Raw genomic sequence first — 15,883 nt, forward strand, 5'->3', positions numbered from 1 at the left:
GTGTCAACGCGAGGGCAGGTCGTTGAGGTCGGCCACCACGGTGGCGTTGAAGAGCGAATCGCTGAAGCCGGGGCCGCTGTGCTCGCTGGGTTCGGCCAGGGCCAGGCGCTCCATCTCGGCGGCCGGGATGGGGCGTGAGAACAGGTAGCCCTGCAGCTCGTCGCAGCCCATGCGCATCAGCAGGTCGCACTGCTGCTGGGTTTCGACGCCCTCGGCCACCACCTTGAAGTTGAGCGCCTTGGCCAGGCCGATGATGGACGCCGCGATCGAGCGCGCGTCCTCGCTCTCGGCCAGGTCGGACACGAAAGCCCGGTCCACCTTCAGCTCCGAGGCGGGCAGGCTGCGCAGCGTGGCCAGGCTCGAGTAGCCGGTGCCAAAGTCATCGATCGACACGTGCAGGCCCATGGCGCGCATCTGGTCGAAGGCGCGCTGGGTGCCCTTGGTGTCCTCCATCGCCACCGACTCGGTGATCTCGCAGGTGAAGCGCGCCGGTTGCAGCTGGTGCCGCGTCAGCGCGGCTTCGATGCGGGGCACCAGGTCGTCCTGGCGCATCTGGTAGCCCGAAATGTTCACGGCCACGCGCATGCGCAGACCCAGCGCGCGCCAGTGACCGGCCACGCGGCAGGCTTCGTCGATGACCCAGTTGCCGATGGCCCCGATCAGGCCATTGCGCTCGGCCAGCGGAATGAAGACCGCGGGGCTGACGTAGCCGCGCTCGGGGTGGTGCCAGCGCAGCAAGGCCTCGGCCGCGGTGATGTGCAGGGTTTTGGCGTCGACCTTGGGCTGGAAGTAAAGCTCCAGCTGACCCTTGTCGATGGCTTGGCGCAGGTCGGCCACCAGCAGGGTCTGCTCGCGCAGGTCGGCGCTCATTTGCGGGTCGTAAAGGCAGTAGTCGCCGCCGCCCTGGCGGCTGACCAGGCGCGCGGCGATGGACGCATTGACCAGCAGGCGCGAGCGAGCGCCGTGTTCGGGGTACACGGCCACGCCCATCGAGCAGGTCAGCACCGTGCTGCCATGCTGGTGCTGCAGCGGCTCGGCGAGCCGTCTCAACAACTGGCGGGCCGCGTCCAGGCCGACGCTGCTGTTGCCCGACAGCAGCAGCACAAATTCACCGTCGTTGACGCAGCTGAGGTCCGAGCCTTCGGGCAGCAAGGCCTCCAGGCGCTGGCCGGTCAGTTTGAGCAGGCGGTCCCCGAACTCCTGGCCAAAGGCCTGGTTGTGGGACTTGAATTCGTCAATCGCCAGGAACAGCGCGCAGAAGGCGCTGCCATCGGCATCGGCCCGGTCGACCCAGTGACGCAGCGCGGTTTCGATGCCATTGCGGCTCAGCAGGCCGGTGTTGGCGTCGTACAGCGACAAAGCATCTTTTTCTTCCGACACCGTGACCAATTTGGCCTTGATGCGCCGGGACGCCCAGCGCTCCCGGAGCAGCAGGCCCAGGGCAATGAAGGTGCACAGCAGACTGATACCGAGGATTTCTAATGAGATCTGAAAATCTGCCATAAGCCAGATGATGTTGCAAAAGCAAGCCTTTAGAAAACAACAGCTGCTAAAAAATGCACAAATTTGTGTGTAATTTGCGGTGGATCGGGTCAGCCTGTGGCGTGAACCCCCACAGGGTGCGGCGCGCCACGGCGGCCTGGGCAGGGATGGCCGTGGGCCGGTCCATCGCTGTCAAAATGGCATTTTGTCGCCGGTCGCGGCGCCGACCCCTTTTCTGGAGTGCCCATGACGCTTGTCCGTTTGATCCGATCCACTGCCCTGCTCTGCGGGCTGCTGGGTGCTGTGCAACTGCCGGCCGGCGCCGAGAGCCTCGCGTCGTCGGCGGCCAGCGCTGGCTCGGCCGCCAGTGGCAGCGTGTCGGACTCGCTGCAAGGCTCCAGCCACAGTTCCAGCGGCGGTGACCGCGTGGCGAAGGGCGACTACCGCATCATCGACCTGGCCCAGGCCCCCGAGCGCCCCGACCGGGTGCGCCTGACCTTGCAGGCCGAGGCCACGGGCGAGCGCCTGCTGCTTGAGCTGCCGCAGGCGGTGACGCAGGCCGAAGGCCTGCAAGCCCAGCACCGCGTGCACGCCCAACAGCGCGAGTACGGCTACGAGTTCTCGCACAGCCACAACCGTGCGCTGTTCTATTTGGTGCTGGCCGACCACTGGCAACAAGCCCTGCCCGCGCGCCCTGTGGCCCTGTGAGCGTGAGCGGCCCAGCGCCCCGGCCTGCCTGGCGCGACCGGCACGGGCCAGCGCCGCGGTTGGGGCGAGCGCCACACGCCAGCGCCCCCCGGGCGGCCCACGCCATGCTGCGCGCCTTGACGCAGTCCATGTTCATGAAGCAGGCCATTTTCGTGAAGCAGGCCATGTTCGTGAAGCAGGCCGTGCTCGTGACCCTGGCCGCCGTGCTGGCCTTGGTGCGCCCGGCGGTGGCCCAGGCACCTGCCGACACCGCCCCCGGCCCCAGCACCGCCTGGGGCGCGGCCTGGTGCAGCCGCACCCCGGCCATGACGGTCGAACAGCAGGCCCGGCTGTTGCGCTTTGCGGCGCGGGTGCAAGCCGAATTGCAGCACAGCCCGCCCGGCAGCAGCACGCTGATCAGCCGCTCGGGGCTGGACCTGGAGCGCTTTGGCCTGCGCTATTCGCACGCGGCCCTGGCCTGGCAAAACGGGGCCGGCGAGTGGCTGACCCGCCAGCTGTACTACGCCTGCGACGAGGGCCGCCCGCGCCTGTACGACCAGGGCGTGGCGGGGTTCACCCTGGGCGGCAATGACCCCGAACTCACCTACCTGTCCCTGGTCAAGCTGCCTGCCGGCCCAGGCCACGCGCTGCGCGAGGCGGCCCTTGACCGCCCCCGCGCGCTGCGCCTGCTGGCCGCGCGCTACAGCGCCAACGCCTACGCCTTCAGCACCCAGTACCAGAACTGCAACCAGTGGCTGGCCGAACTGCTGGCGGTGGCCTGGGCGCCCCTGCACGCCGACCGTGGGGCTTTGCGCGAGCAGGCCCAGCAGTGGCTGGCCCAGGCGGGCTACGCGCCGGAACCGGTGCCGGTGGGCTCGCACTGGCTGATGCTGGCCAGTGCCTTCGTGCCCCTGGTGCACCTGCACGACCACCCTGAAGACGACCGCTACGCGCTGCAACTGCGCGTCAGCTTGCCCCGCTCGCTGGAGGCTTTTGTGCGCCAGCAAGTGCCCGACAGCGAACGCGTGGAAATGTGCCTGAAGGGCCGCCAGATGGTCATCCACCGCGGTTGGAGCCCGGTGGCCGAGGGCTGCCAAGCCGGCCCCGGGGACGAGGTGGTGTGGCTGGACTGAGCCCGTCCTGAGCCGCGGGCTCAGCGGCGGTCGCGGCCCAGGCGCTTGCGGCCCGTGACCATGGCGCGCACCAGGTTTTCGCGGTGCCGCAAGCTGGTGAACACGACACCGGCCAAGTGCATGGGCACGGCCACCACAAAGCTCCAGGCCAGCGCCTGGTGCAACTGGTCGAGCCAGGCCATGCCCCAGAAGGCGTCGGTGGTGTAGAGCCAGCCCGTGAAGCCGGTCAGGCCGACCAGGCTCCAGAGCAGCAGCGCCATCCAGCCGCCCAGCGGGTTGTGGCTGAGGTAGCGGCGCTCACGGCCGGCCCGCAGGGCCTGCAGGTACTGCCAGGTGGCGCGGGGCCCCTGGACAAAATAACGCGGTTGACCGGCGCGGTTGCTGCGCCAGCACCACAGGGTGCGCAGCGCCAGCGCGGTCAGGGCGGCATAGCCGGCGCGCTCGTGCCAGGCGTGCCCCCACCAGATGGTGGTCCAGGCGGCGATCACCGACAGCGCCAAGCCCCAGTGCAGCAGGCGCACCGGCCCGTCCCAGACCCGGATGGAGCGAGGCGGCATGGCCTCAGTCCGGCTTCGCTTCGGCAACCTTGTCAAAGGTCTTGGGGTTGAAGAACACCTCGGCGCGCGTGCCGTCGGGCTTGAACCCATAGACCTCGTAGCAGTCGTTCCAGGTCTTGACCTGGCGCACCTTCCAGCCTTCGGCCGCCAGCTTGCGCTGCAGCTCCATCTGCTGACGCCACTCGGCCTTGGGGCCACTGTCACAACGCACGTTGCCGTGGGCGGCCGCAGCGCCCGCCATCAAAAGCGCCGACAGCGCCAGCACGCTGCGACCCAGGGTTGGGGAAATTTTGATCATGGTCAATTATCAAAGATCGAGCCACATGCGCAGCAGGTTGTGGTACGTCGAGGTGAGGCCGATCACCGATGGATCGGTCTCGCCCGGGCCGCTCTGGCCGCGCAGTTGGCGCAGGTGGTGGTCCATGTCGAACAGCAGGCGGCGCTGCTCATCGCTGCGCACCATGCTTTGAATCCAGAAGTAGCTGGCCACGCGGTAACCGCGCGTGACCGGTTGCACACGGTGCACGCTGGTGCCCGGGTACAGCACCAGGTCACCGGCCGGCAACTTGACGCGGTGCTCACCGAAGGTGTCTTCCACCATCAGCTCGCCGCCGTCGTACTCGTCCGGGTCCGACAGGAACAGGGTGCAGGAGATGTCGGTGCGGATACCGCCCTTGCCATCGCGCAGGTAACGCACCGCGCTGTCCACATGGTTGCCAAAGCTGTTCGCCGTGCCGCCATAGCGGTTGAACAAGGGCGGTGAGATCTGCTTGGGCAGCGCAGCGGAGAAAAACAGCGAATGCCGCTCCAGGCCGCGCAGCAGCAGCTGCTGCACCTCGCGGGTGGCATCGCAATCTTCGGGCAATTGCTCGTTGTTTTTGGCTTGGGCTGACTGGCTGCCGGCGGTGATGCGGCCATCGCCCCAGGGGGCGGCGGCCAGCACCTCGCGGGCATGGGCCACTTCCTGTGGCGTCAGCACCTGGCGGACATGCAAGAGCATGGCGGTGGTTCCTGTTCAGTTGAAAATCAGAAGCGCATCCCCAGCGTCATCAGAGTGGTGCGGGGGGCGCCGGTGATGACGAACGCTGGATAGAGCTGATCGCCATACACCTTGTTGGTGAGGTTGGACACGTTGATTTGGCCATACACGTCCGGGGTGAAGTTGTACTCCACCATGGCGTCGGCGACCATGTAGCCCGGCGCACGGGCGGTGGTCGAAGCCGCACCCGAGGTGCCTTGCAGCGGCCGGTTGACCGACGCGCCCCGCACGCCACCGGCGATGCGCAGCTTGGGCATGGCCTGGTAGCTGACCCAGGCGGCGCCCGTCTGGGTGGGGGTCAGGCCAACGCGCGAACCGACCACATTGGCCTGGGCGCTGCCGGCCTGGTCGATGGTGGCGACCGGGATCCAGCTGTACGACAGGTAGACCTCGAGCTTGGGGGTGATGCGACCGACCACGTCCATCTCAAGACCGGCCGAGTGGCGCTTGCCCGACAGCACATAGGCCGAACCGGCGAAGTCGGCGTCGGTGGTGCGTTCGTTGTACTTCTCGGTGCGGAAGGCCGCGAAGCGGGTCGACAGCTTGCCTTCCAGCCAGTCCAGCTTGGCCCCGATTTCAAAGTTGCGGCTCTTCTCGGGCGGCGTGTTCGCGGTTTGCTGCGTCACGTACTGGTAGGTGTCACCCGAGGTGTTGAACGAGGTGCCGTAGGAGATGTGGTAGGACTGGTCCGGCGCCGGCTGGTACAGCAGGCCGGTGCGGTAGCTCCAGACCGAGTTGGACAGGCGGGTGGTGCTGGTGCCGGTGTAGGCGCCGTTGGCCCCGGTGGCGTAGCTCAGCTGGCTGAAGTCGCCGCTGAAGTTGTCATGGCGTGCGCCGACCAGGAACTTCCAGGCCGGTGCGAACTGCACCAGGTCCTGAGCGTAGAAGCCAAATGCCTTGGCCGAGTAGTTGCTCGAAGGCCGGTAGATGGGGGACACCGACAGCATGCGACCGTCGTTGGGCGTGCCCACCGTGGTGTTGCCCTTGTTGTAGTTGGTGCCCACCACGCCGTTGGACTGGAAGCGGTCGGCCTGCTCGTGTGCCGCGTCCACACCGGCCAGCAGGTTGTGCTTCATGCCCCAAGCGTCGTAGCTGTTGCTGTAGTCGCTTTGCACATAGGTGGTCTTGTAGCGGTCCTTGCGCGCGGCCAAGCCGGAGCGGGTCAGGATGGTCGAGCCGCTCAGGTTCGACTGCGTGGTGGTGACGCCATTGGTGGTGCCAAAGCCGGCCACCGTGCCCCACTGGGCGCGGTCGAACACGCCGCTGCGCAACTGGGTTCGCAGTTCGCCACCATTGTCCAAGCGGCGGGTCCACGAGGCGTGGACAAAGGTCGCTTCACCCGTCAGGTAGTCGCTGCGGGTGCCATAGAAGTTGCCGGCCGCGATGTTGGGCACCGTGCCGTTCAGGTAGCGGATGCCGGCCTGGGGCACGTTGTCCACGTTCAGGTGCGACAGGCCCACCGTGAACTCGTCACGGCTGCCGATGCCCCAGCTGTAGGTGGGTGCAATGCCGTACTTGTCGACCGTGGCGCCGCCGTTGTTGGCCTTGGTCATCATGACGTTCATGCGCAGCGCGGCGTCTTCGTCGGTGCGGATGTTGAAGTCACCCGTGGTGCGCAGGTAACCGCGCGAACCCACCGTGGCGGCGATGTCGCTCTGGTCGGCCAGCAAAGGCTTCTTGGTGACCTGGTTGATCACACCGCCCGTGGAGCCGCGGCCAAACAGCATCGAGGCCGAGCCGCGCATCACTTCGATGCGGTCCAGGTTGAAGGTGTCACGGTCGTACTGCGACGGGTCACGCATGCCATCGATCAGCAGGTCGCCGGTGGTGGCCACCGGGAAGCCGCGCATGCGGATGTCTTGGTCGGTGCCGTTTTCGGTCGCGGCAAAGGTGATGCCGGCGGTGTAATGCAGGGCGTCCTTCAGGGTGTCGAGCTTCACGTCGTCGATCAGCTTCTCGGTCATCACGGTGAGCGACTGGGGGATGTCGCGGATGTCCTGCTTGCCCTTGCCGATGGTGGTCTGCTTGGTCTGGATCGCGTCCTTGCCCTGCACCACTTCGGCCTTGTCGACGACCTTGACTTCCTTCAGCGCGCCGTCGGCGTGGGCCAGGCCGGCCCAGGACGAAACCGACAGCGCCAACATCAAAGAGCCCAGGGACACGCCGCTGGGCTCATCGAGGGCAGACAAAGTGGAACGGACGGGCGGCGCAGCGCTGGTGGATTTCATGGCGATGGTTGAGGAGGTTTGGAAAACAAGGTCAACCGAACCCGCAAGAGCAGGGCGCTCGACGGTAAAGCGTTGGTTGACGGCTGGTGTTGATTTTAGTCACAAATGCGAATCACTTTTATTCGCATGTTTGTTATTAACAACAGTCCAGTCACCACCCCGGACGCCGGCGTGCCGGCCATCCGCGCAGAACACCAGCCCCCGAACTCAGCGGTTCCAGTCCTGCTTGGCCGCTTCCTTGCCCGCCACCGAGTACAGCGCCCCCGGGGCGTTGCGGGTCTGCATGAAAGCCTCGAGTGATTCGCCGCGCATGGCCGCATACAGGTGCAGGTTGGACACGCCCACCACGGCGCCCAGCTTCTCCAGCATGAAGAAGATCACGCCATAGTGGATCAGGCCACGCCAGTCGCGCGCGCGCACCAAGGCGCGTTCTTCGTCGGTCAGGCCCGCGGCCTCGAAGGCGCCCTCCTCGTCGGCCCGGAAACGCTCGCGCTGCGCTGGCACGATCAGCCCATGCAGGAAGCGGTTCAGGCGGTAGGCCTTGACGCTGCGGGCCAGGTCGAAAGGGTAGGTGCCGGTCAAGGCCTCGGCGCCTTGCAACTGGGTGCCGACATGGGCCTGGTGGCGCGCCCGCTCAGCGCCCACCGGGGCGCTGGCCTGGTTCTCGTAGATGGCGGTGGCAATGCCCGTCATCGACGGCAGGTAGTAGCTCTGGTGCACCTTGTTGACGCGCGCCGACAGCGCCCCGCGCATGACCAGCCACATGATGACCTCGGCCCCCTCCAGCCCGCCCAACTGGGCGTACTCGGCCTGGGTCAGCTCGGTCAGGCGCTCGGGGTCGTTTTCGATCAGCGCCAGAAAGCGCTCATCCCAGGCCGGGTTGTTGAAGCCCGCGCGTTCGCCATGCACCTGGTGCGACAGCCCCCCGGTGGCCACCAGGGCCACCTTGAGGTCTTCGGGGTAGCTCTCGATGGCGCGGCGCAGGGCCTGGCCGAGTCGGTAGCAGCGCCGCGCCGACGGCACCGGAAACTGCAGCACCCCCACCTGCAAGGGCACGATCTGCACCGGCCAGGCCGGTTCGTGCGGGCACAGCATCGACAGTGGCGAGAAGCAGCCGTGGTCGAGCGCCTTGTCCTGGAAGAACGACATGTCAAATTCATCGGCCACCAGCGACTGCCCGATGTGGCGCGCCAGCGCCGAGTGCCCGGTCACCGGGGGCAGGTCGCGCGCGCCCCCGCCCTCGTCGGCCACCTCGTAGCGCTCGCCAATGCCCAGCGCAAAGGCCGAATAGTGGTCAAAGAAGAAGGAGGTGACGTGGTCGTTGTAGATGAAGAACAGGACATCGGGCTGTTGCTCCGCGATCCAGGCCTGCACCGGTTGGAAGGCCTCGAAGATCGGGGCCCAGACCGGGTCATGCTGCTTGTTCTGGTCGAAAGCAAAGCCGATGGTGGGGGTGTGGGAGGTGGCGATGGCGCCAACGATTCGAGCCATGTCGGGTCTCTTTGAGTCAGTGAGGGGAAGGTGCGCTGCCCTGCAGGGCAGCCCGGGACCGGCCATTCTGGGCAGCCCCCGGCGGCCGCACCAGATCCCAGTTCACCGTGCGCGATAACCCAGCGTGATTGGTAAAGTCAGCTTAGTTCTCACCCTTTGACGCCCTGCCTTGGGCCATTGACCGGCATCGCCCCCCCCTCGCCCGCCCCATGAAACTCGCCACACTCAACGCCCTGGTGGCCGCCATCGAAGAAGGCAGCCTGCGCGGCGCCGCCCGCCGCGTCGGGGTCTCCCAGCCCGCCCTGACCAAGATGATCCGAGAACTGGAGCTTGAGCTGGCAGCCCCCTTGCTGATGCGCACCTCGCGCGGCGTGCAGCCCACCGCCCAGGGCAAGGTGCTTTACGAACGCTCGGTCAAAGCCAACCGCGAATTGCGCGCGGCGGTCGAGGAAATCAACCAGATGGACGGCCGCCTGATCGGCGAGTTGCACCTGGGCGCCGTGCCCTTGGCCGTGATGCTGCTGATCCCCGAGACGCTGCGCACCTTCGGGCGCGACTTCCCCCACATCCGCCTGCGCGTCAGCGAGGAGCTGTACGTGGCCCAGTTGCACAAGCTGCGCTCGGGCGAGGTCGATGTGACGGTGGGCGGCGTGCCCGATGACCTGTCGACCGGCGAGTTCTTTGTCGAGCCGCTGATGAACACGGTGATGGTGCCCACCGTGCGCCGTGGCAGCCCCTGGCTCAAGGCCAAGTGCCTGGCCGACCTGCAGACCGCGCGCTGGGTCTACACCGGTGCCAACAGCGAGTCGGGTTACGCCAAGTTGTTTTTCGAGCGCCACCAGCTGCAGCCGCCCGCCATCGGGGCGGTGGTCAACTCGACCCTGGCCTTGCTGTCCCTGGTGTGCTCGGGCGACTACGTGGCCTTGATGCCGGTGCAGATCGCGCGCCTGCCCATCGTGGCGGCGTTCATCGACGTCATCGAGCTGGCCGAAGGGGGTTACCCGCTCGAAGTCGGAGCCATCCTGCGCAGCGACTCGGTGCCCTCGCCGGTGCTGCGCCACCTGCTGACGCACCTGCACCGCGCCGCCCACCAGTTGAGCCAGGGCCGCGCTCCCGACCTGGGCCTGGGCCATAACCTGGCGTGATCGCGCCTCCCAGACTGGCATCTGGGCGAGGTGTTTGATTTTTCGCAGACTCCTGGTCGCAGGGGGCGACGCGGCCCAAGCGACGCCCTCGCGATGAACGCACATCAACAGGAGACACTTTTGAACCCCACCCACACCGCCCCAGGGCGAGCGCGCCCCGCCGGCCGCGCCACCTGCCCCGCCTCTGCGCTGACCCTGGCCCTGCTGGCCAGTTGCGGCGCCAGCGCCCAGGCGCAAAGCTCGAGCGTGTCGATCTACGGCAGCATCGACCAGTACTTCAACCACATGAGCAGCTCCAGTGGCGCCAAGCTCAACACGCTGCAAGACGGCAAGGACCTGCGCAGCCGACTGGGCTTTCGCGGCGTCGAAGACCTCGGTGGCGGGCTGCAGGCGAAGTTCCTGCTCGAAATGGGTCTGAGCGCCAACAGCGGTGCCAGCGCCGACAGCACGCGCGCCTTTGACCGCCAGAGCTGGGTCGGTCTGGCCCATGCCCAGTACGGCGAGCTGCGCCTGGGCCGTCAGAACTCGGCCCCCTTCACCAAGGGCGACTACACCGACTTCACGGCGCGCACCCTGGGCTCGATCATCAACAACTTTGGCGTGCCGGCCCGCTTCGACAACGACCTGGCCTACATGTCGCCCCGCTGGGCCGGCCTGCAGATCGAGGGGCATTTTGCCCAGCAACAGGCCAGCGCCTCGGGCACCCAGGTGTCCACCCCCATCGTGCAGCTGGCCGCCGACTACCTGAACGGCCCGACCCGCGTTGGCTATGCCGGTCTGGTGGCCAAGGCGCCGCAGAACGCGGCGCTGAACGCCAATGTGTTCTACCACTACACCTATGCCAACCACGACTACGGTCAGGGCAAGCTGTACGCGGCCTATGTGCGCTCGAACAACGTGGCCGCCACCGCCAATGGCAACAACGCCGGCAGCGTGCTGAGCAACGTCGGTGGCGTGGTGAGCTGGACCTCGACCTCGGTCAACCGCACCTTTGACATCGTGCAACTCTCGGCCGACTACAAGGTGAGCCCGGTGCTGCGCGTCGGGGCCCTGTGGGGTCGCATCCACGACAGCTCGGGCGCCGGCCAGAACGCCAGCGGCGGCGCCATCGGGGCCTACTACAGCCTGTCCAAGCGCACCACGCTGTCGGCCCTGTACGAAACCATGAAGAACGACCCCAACGCGGGCTTCCGCCCGGCCGGGTCGGCGGGCCTGAGCCCCAACTTCACGGGCAGCGATGTGAACGGCCGCACCCTCAAGGGCTTCCAGTTCGGGGTGCTGCACCGCTTCTGAGTCCAGCCTGGATCCGCGAGTCTTCTCCAGGGGCCTGAGGGTCTCCGGGGCTTCAGGCGTGGCGCCTTGGTGCCACGCCTTTTTTGCGTCTGCCGCGGGTGGCGCAATAACCGGGGGTTTTCACGCCACCGCAACTGCCATCTCCCGGCCCGGGGCACCGCTTCGCAGAATCCGAGCAGCTGTTGCCCCAGATCAAACCGGGCACAGCGTTGTCGCCCCCAGCCGGCCCACACCGTGGCGGCTCGGCGCCAACGCCGCCCCGGGGCAACCGATGGCTTGACCCTGATCCCATGACCTGTTCGGAGACAAAATGAACCGCTCGACCCTTCGCCTGCCCCGCCGTCACTGGCTTGCCCTGGCCGCCACGGCCAGCCTGGGCGCCCTCGCCGGCCCGGCCCTGGCGCAAGACTTTCCGCAGCGCCCGGTGCGCATCATCACGCCCTTCCCGGTGGGCAGCGGCCCCGAAGGCGTGGCCCGCTTGCTGGCCGACAAACTGTCGCGGGCCTGGGGCAAGGCGGTGCTGGTGGAGAACCGCCCCGGCGGCAATGGCTTTGTGGCGATCGACGCCTTCAAGCGCGGCGCCACCGATGGACACGACCTGATCCAACTGGACAACGTGCACCTGACGGCCTACCCGCACCTGATGAAGAAGCTGCCCTACGACCCGGCCAAGGACTTTGAGCCGGTGCTGCCGCTGTTCAAGGCCTACTTCATGGTGACCACGGCCAAGACCAGCCCGTACCGCGACTTCAAGGACCTGCTGGCCGACGCCAAGGCGCGCCCCGGTCAGCTCAACTACGGTTCCTGGTCGGTGGGCAACCCAGTGCACCTGGGCTCGGCCCGGCTGGCGGCCGCCACCGGGGTTGAGATGACCCACGTCATCTTCAAGGAAACCACCCAGCTCTACACCTCGGTGGCGAACGGGGACCTGTCGTTCGCGCTGGGCTCCAGCGGCAGCACCGGCCCGCTGTACCGCGCCGGCAAGATCAAGTACCTGGCGGTGGCCGCGCCCAAACGCCTGGCCGCCTTCCCCGACGTGCCCACCCTGGCCGAAGCGGGTGGCCCCAAAGATCTGGAGGTGAGTGGCTGGACCACCCTGGCCCTGCCGCCAGGCCTGCCGCGGCCGCTGGTCGAGCGCCTGCGCCGCGACCTGCAAAAGGCCTTGGCCGAGCCCGACATGCAAGAGAAGTTCACGGCCTTCGGCTACGAGGCCTTCCCCCTGCAGGGCAGCTTCACCCAGTACGTCAACGATGAGTCCAAGGTGATGGCCGACGTGATCCGCGCCACCCGATCGTCGCTGGACTGAGCGCCCGCACGACCCGGCCCACCACGTTGACAGGGGGCGGGCACGCGGCCAGAGCGGCATCGGGGTCGGGTCAGCGCCGCTTGGGCGCACGGCCTGGACCTGACCTCAGCGCCATCTCAGCGCCATCTCAGCGCTTTCTCGGCGCCATCTCAGCGCCGTGCACGCGCCAGTGCCGCCCGGTCAGCGCCCGATCAGCGGGCGTTGAGCTTGTCGGCGGTGGCGCTGTCCAGCACGCCCGTGACCTTGAGGCCTTTTTCCTGCTGGAAGCGGCGCAGGGCCGCACGCGTCTTGGGCCCCACCAGGCCATCGGGCGTGCCGGCGGCATAACCGAGTTGGTTCAGGCGCTCCTGCGCCTGGCGCACGGCGCTCAGCGGGTCCTGGGCCACGGGCGCGGGGGCCGGCGGCGGGGCCACCACCGGCGCGGGCGGCACGGGCGCCGGTGCGGGCGCCGGAACCACCGCGGGCGCAGGGGCCGGGGCGGGCGGGGTGGGGGTGGAACAGGCGGCCAGGGTGGCGGCCGCGAGCAGAGTGGGGATCAGGCAGAACGGTTTCATGGTGCTCAGGCAAACAACCGCGTCCTCAACAACGCGGCCAAACGCATAGCGTAACGGATGACGCCGCCCCCCTGCGCGGTGGCCTCACCACTCAGGCGCGCAGCCAGGCCTCGCAAGGCCGCCATTGGGCGCACCAGGCCATCAGCTCATCGGCCCGCATGGGTCGGGCAATCGCATGCCCCTGCGCCAACTCGCAGCCCATGGCCAACAGCTGGGTGCCTTGGGCCTGGGTTTCGACCCCCTCGGCCACCACCTCGCGGCGGAAGGCCTGGGCCAGGCCGATGACGCCCTGCACGATGGCCAGGTCCTCGGCGTCATCGAGCATGTCGCGCACAAAGCTCTGGTCGATCTTCAGGGTTTCGGCCGGCAGTCGCCGCAGGTAGGTCAGCGACGAATACCCCGTGCCGAAGTCGTCGACCGCAAAGCGCAGCCCCATCTGGTGGCACTCGCGCATGATGCGCGACACCTGCTCGATGTCATCGAGCGCGTTGCTCTCCAGCACCTCGAGCTCGATGCGGCCCGGTGGCACGTTGGGGTAGGACGCCAGGCACGCGGCCAGGTGGGCCGTGAAGCCGGGCCGCTGGATCTGGCGCGCGCCGATGTTGATGCTGAGCTGCAGGTCCAGCCCCTGGCGCTGCCAGGTGCTGGCTTGGCGCAGGCCCTGCTCGAGCACCCAGTCGCCCAGCAGTTCTTCGAGCAGGTGCCCATTGATCAGCGGCAAGAACGCCGCCGGCAACAGCAGGCCCCGCTCGGGGTGGTTCCAGCGGATCAGCGCCTCGGCGCCCACCACGCGGCCCTCGCGCATGTGGACCTTGGGCTGGTAATACAGCTCGAACTCGCCCGCGTTCAGGGCCTGGCGCAGCTCGGCCAGCGAACCGGCGCGGCTCTTGAGCTCGGCGTCCTGCACCGGGTCAAAAATGTGCAGCCGGTTCTTGCCCGACTGCTTGGCCTCGTACATGGCCTGGTCGGCGTGGCGCAGCAGTTGGTCGGCGTCCACATCGTCCTGCGGGAACAGGGTCACGCCGATGCTGGCCGAGGCCTGCAGGCACAGCCCCGCCACAGGCAGCGGCGTGGCGCAGGCATGCAGGATGCGCTCGACCAGTTGCCCGCACGCTTCGGCACTGCTGACATCGCTGAGCACCGCGACAAACTCGTCCCCGCCCATGCGGGCCAGCGTGTCGCACTCGCGCAGTGCCTGTTTCATCTGCTGGGCCACCGCGATCAGGTAGGCGTCGCCCACATCGTGGCCATGGCGGTCGTTGATGGCCTTGAAGCCATCCAGGTCCAGGTACACCACGGCCAGCGACTGCTGGCTGCGGCGGCACTGCACCATGGCCTGGCGCAGGCGGTCGGACAACAGCAGGCGGTTGGGCAGGTTGGTCAGGGCGTCGAAGTGGGCGATGTGCTCCAGCCGCTCCTGCTGCACCCGGATCGAGGTCACGTCGGCAAACAAGGCCACGTAGTTCTGCACCTGCCCCTGCGCGTCGCACACCTGGCTCACGGTCAGCAGGCCGGCATAGGCTTCGCCGTTCTTGCGCCGGCTCCAGATCTCGCCCTGGCAACGACCCTGCGCCCGCAGGTCGCGCAGCAGGGGCACAAACACCTCGGGGCCATCGCGACCGGATCGGAAGAACAGGGGCGTCTTGCCCAGCACCTCATCGCGTGCATAGCCGGTGATGTCGCTGAAGGCCTGGTTGACGTCCACCAACTGGCCTTGCGGGTCGGTGATGGCGATGCCTTCATTGGCATGGGTGAAGACGCTGGCGGTCAGGCGCAACCGGGCCTCGAGGGCCTTCTGGGTCGAAATGTCGCGCACGATCTTGGACGCCCCCTGCACCTGCCCCTGGGCGTCGTGGATCGGCGAAATGCAGACCGACACCGGCACCAACTGCCCCGCTTTGGTCTGGCGCACGGTCTCGAAATGCTGGATGCGCTGGCCGGCCCGGATCTTGGCCAGGATCTCGTCCTCCTCATGCCCCCGGTCGGGCGGGATCAGGCGCAGCAGGGGCTGACCCAGCATCTCCTCGGGGCGGTAGCCAAACAAGCGCTCGGCCGCCGCGTTCCAGCTGGTGACGATGCCTTCGGTCGTCTTGCTGATGACCGCGTCCGAGGTCGAATCGACCAGCGCCTTGAAGTAGCGCAGGTGCTCAAGCAACTGCATGTGTTCGGTGATGTCGCGCGCGATCTTGGACGCGCCCACCACCTGCCCAAACTCGTCGCGGATGGGCGAGATCGTCACCGACACATGGATCGGCAAACCGTCTTTGCGCAGGCGCACCGTCTCGAAATGGTCCACCAGCTCGCCCAACATCACCTTCTCGATGATGAAGCGCTCTTCGTTGAGCCGGTCCTTGGGAAACAGCACCAACAGCGACTGGCCCACCATCTCCGCTTCGGTGTAACCAAAGATGCGTTCTGCGGCCGGGTTCCAACTGGTCACCACCCCGTCGAGTGACTTGGTGATGATCGCGTCGTCACAACCGCGCAGCACGGACTCGAAGAAGCTGATGGCCATTGGCGACTCTTTGAGTGACATTTTCATGGGCCTTCCCATCCAGACGTTGCGGTCCTCGGTGGTGTCGGTGGGGTGCCGCGCGGGGCGTGCGCAGCGCGGCCCACCGGACCTGTGGACCTCGTTGGTTTGACCTCGGCCGCGCGCTCTGTCGGCGTCCTCCCTTCCGAGATCCACTGCCATTGTGCCCAGAAGTGTGACTTTTTGTAGGGATTCCTGCGCCCGCCCATGCCGCCGCCATCCCTCGTCCGGCGCACGCCCCACAGGCGAACTCAGGCCCCCGCGGCCACACCGGGCAAAAATCCGCTTGCAAATGACATAAATATCAATTCCAATGTGAATCCCTGTGATTAAAATCAAATTCAACTGATTTTTTTGTTTGAAACTGTGCAATTTCTTGCCTAGCCCACCGGCCAAGCCCTGTCTGCACGGTCTGTCGCCCACCCGGAGACCCCG

Annotated in this window: 13 protein-coding genes; 5 read left to right on the top strand and 8 right to left on the bottom strand. The window is 67.2% G+C overall.

Annotated features, from left to right (window positions below):
- Positions 1-3: 3 nt before the first annotated feature.
- Complete coding sequence (locus PSQ40_RS14550; RefSeq protein ID WP_273952331.1) at positions 4-1,503, bottom strand: putative bifunctional diguanylate cyclase/phosphodiesterase; 1,500 nt, start codon at positions 1,501-1,503, stop codon at positions 4-6.
- Between the two features lie 225 nt (positions 1,504-1,728).
- On the opposite strand from PSQ40_RS14550, the gene PSQ40_RS14555 reads away from it, so the two are divergent.
- Positions 1,729-2,190, top strand: a complete 462-nt coding sequence (locus tag PSQ40_RS14555; RefSeq protein WP_273952333.1) for a hypothetical protein — start codon at positions 1,729-1,731, stop codon at positions 2,188-2,190.
- Positions 2,191-2,354: 164 nt separating this feature from the next.
- Positions 2,355-3,302 carry a DUF2145 domain-containing protein gene (locus PSQ40_RS14560; protein WP_409338598.1) on the top strand — a complete coding sequence of 316 codons (948 nt, stop codon included), beginning with the start codon at positions 2,355-2,357 and terminating at the stop codon, positions 3,300-3,302.
- Positions 3,303-3,322: 20 nt separating this feature from the next.
- Here PSQ40_RS14560 and PSQ40_RS14565 read toward each other — a convergent pair whose 3' ends face one another.
- The 5 genes from PSQ40_RS14565 to PSQ40_RS14585 form a co-directional block, all read right to left on the bottom strand.
- Positions 3,323-3,859: a cytochrome b/b6 domain-containing protein gene (locus PSQ40_RS14565; protein WP_273952336.1), complete on the bottom strand. Its 537-nt coding sequence runs from the start codon at positions 3,857-3,859 to the stop codon at positions 3,323-3,325.
- A gap of 4 nt (positions 3,860-3,863) precedes the next feature.
- A complete protein-coding gene (locus tag PSQ40_RS14570; RefSeq protein ID WP_273952337.1) occupies positions 3,864-4,157 on the bottom strand; it encodes a PepSY domain-containing protein in 294 nt (97 codons plus the stop codon).
- A 9-nt stretch (positions 4,158-4,166) separates the two neighbouring features.
- Complete coding sequence (locus PSQ40_RS14575; RefSeq protein WP_273952339.1) at positions 4,167-4,859, bottom strand: Fe2+-dependent dioxygenase; 693 nt, start codon at positions 4,857-4,859, stop codon at positions 4,167-4,169.
- Positions 4,860-4,885: 26 nt separating this feature from the next.
- Positions 4,886-7,126 (bottom strand): TonB-dependent receptor, encoded by a 2,241-nt coding sequence (locus PSQ40_RS14580; RefSeq protein WP_273952340.1) that lies wholly within the window; start codon positions 7,124-7,126, stop codon positions 4,886-4,888.
- A 207-nt stretch (positions 7,127-7,333) separates the two neighbouring features.
- The gene (locus PSQ40_RS14585; protein WP_273952341.1) at positions 7,334-8,617 is read right to left on the bottom strand and encodes a gallate dioxygenase; all 1,284 of its coding nucleotides are present in this window, start codon (positions 8,615-8,617) and stop codon (positions 7,334-7,336) included.
- A 209-nt stretch (positions 8,618-8,826) separates the two neighbouring features.
- Between PSQ40_RS14585 and PSQ40_RS14590 the strand changes: the two genes are divergently transcribed.
- The 3 genes from PSQ40_RS14590 (at position 8,827) to PSQ40_RS14600 (ending at position 12,361) form a co-directional block, all read left to right on the top strand.
- The gene (locus tag PSQ40_RS14590; protein ID WP_273952343.1) at positions 8,827-9,762 is read left to right on the top strand and encodes a LysR substrate-binding domain-containing protein; all 936 of its coding nucleotides are present in this window, start codon (positions 8,827-8,829) and stop codon (positions 9,760-9,762) included.
- Positions 9,763-9,957: 195 nt separating this feature from the next.
- The gene (locus PSQ40_RS14595; RefSeq protein ID WP_409338599.1) at positions 9,958-11,055 is read left to right on the top strand and encodes a porin; all 1,098 of its coding nucleotides are present in this window, start codon (positions 9,958-9,960) and stop codon (positions 11,053-11,055) included.
- Between the two features lie 310 nt (positions 11,056-11,365).
- On the top strand, positions 11,366-12,361 hold the full coding sequence (locus tag PSQ40_RS14600; protein ID WP_273952345.1) for a Bug family tripartite tricarboxylate transporter substrate binding protein: 996 nt from the start codon (positions 11,366-11,368) through the stop codon (positions 12,359-12,361).
- Positions 12,362-12,552: 191 nt separating this feature from the next.
- Here the strand turns inward: PSQ40_RS14600 and PSQ40_RS14605 are convergent, their stop codons facing one another.
- Together PSQ40_RS14605 and PSQ40_RS14610 are read right to left on the bottom strand one after the other, a co-directional pair.
- Positions 12,553-12,915, bottom strand: a complete 363-nt coding sequence (locus PSQ40_RS14605) for a peptidoglycan-binding domain-containing protein (protein ID WP_273952347.1) — start codon at positions 12,913-12,915, stop codon at positions 12,553-12,555.
- 91 nt (positions 12,916-13,006) lie between these two features.
- Complete coding sequence (locus PSQ40_RS14610; RefSeq protein ID WP_273952349.1) at positions 13,007-15,457, bottom strand: sensor domain-containing protein; 2,451 nt, start codon at positions 15,455-15,457, stop codon at positions 13,007-13,009.
- Between the last annotated feature and the right edge of the window lie 426 nt (positions 15,458-15,883).

It is taken from the genome of Curvibacter cyanobacteriorum (genome assembly GCF_028649475.1).
GTDB lineage: Bacteria > Pseudomonadota > Gammaproteobacteria > Burkholderiales > Burkholderiaceae_C > Curvibacter > Curvibacter cyanobacteriorum.

What these genes read in the sequence shown, in the direction of transcription:
- PSQ40_RS14560 (WP_409338598.1), top strand. Translation starts at nt 2,355, where the DNA reads ATGTTCGTGAAGCAGGCCGTGCTCGTGACCCTGGCCGCCGTGCTGGCC.
- PSQ40_RS14550 (WP_273952331.1), bottom strand. Translation starts at nt 1,503, where the DNA reads ATGGCAGATTTTCAGATCTCATTAGAAATCCTCGGTATCAGTCTGCTG.
- PSQ40_RS14605 (WP_273952347.1), bottom strand. Translation starts at nt 12,915, where the DNA reads ATGAAACCGTTCTGCCTGATCCCCACTCTGCTCGCGGCCGCCACCCTG.
- PSQ40_RS14590 (WP_273952343.1), top strand. Translation starts at nt 8,827, where the DNA reads ATGAAACTCGCCACACTCAACGCCCTGGTGGCCGCCATCGAAGAAGGC.
- PSQ40_RS14575 (WP_273952339.1), bottom strand. Translation starts at nt 4,859, where the DNA reads ATGCTCTTGCATGTCCGCCAGGTGCTGACGCCACAGGAAGTGGCCCAT.
- PSQ40_RS14570 (WP_273952337.1), bottom strand. Translation starts at nt 4,157, where the DNA reads ATGATCAAAATTTCCCCAACCCTGGGTCGCAGCGTGCTGGCGCTGTCG.
- PSQ40_RS14555 (WP_273952333.1), top strand. Translation starts at nt 1,729, where the DNA reads ATGACGCTTGTCCGTTTGATCCGATCCACTGCCCTGCTCTGCGGGCTG.
- PSQ40_RS14600 (WP_273952345.1), top strand. Translation starts at nt 11,366, where the DNA reads ATGAACCGCTCGACCCTTCGCCTGCCCCGCCGTCACTGGCTTGCCCTG.
- PSQ40_RS14610 (WP_273952349.1), bottom strand. Translation starts at nt 15,457, where the DNA reads ATGAAAATGTCACTCAAAGAGTCGCCAATGGCCATCAGCTTCTTCGAG.
- PSQ40_RS14585 (WP_273952341.1), bottom strand. Translation starts at nt 8,617, where the DNA reads ATGGCTCGAATCGTTGGCGCCATCGCCACCTCCCACACCCCCACCATC.
- PSQ40_RS14580 (WP_273952340.1), bottom strand. Translation starts at nt 7,126, where the DNA reads ATGAAATCCACCAGCGCTGCGCCGCCCGTCCGTTCCACTTTGTCTGCC.
- PSQ40_RS14565 (WP_273952336.1), bottom strand. Translation starts at nt 3,859, where the DNA reads ATGCCGCCTCGCTCCATCCGGGTCTGGGACGGGCCGGTGCGCCTGCTG.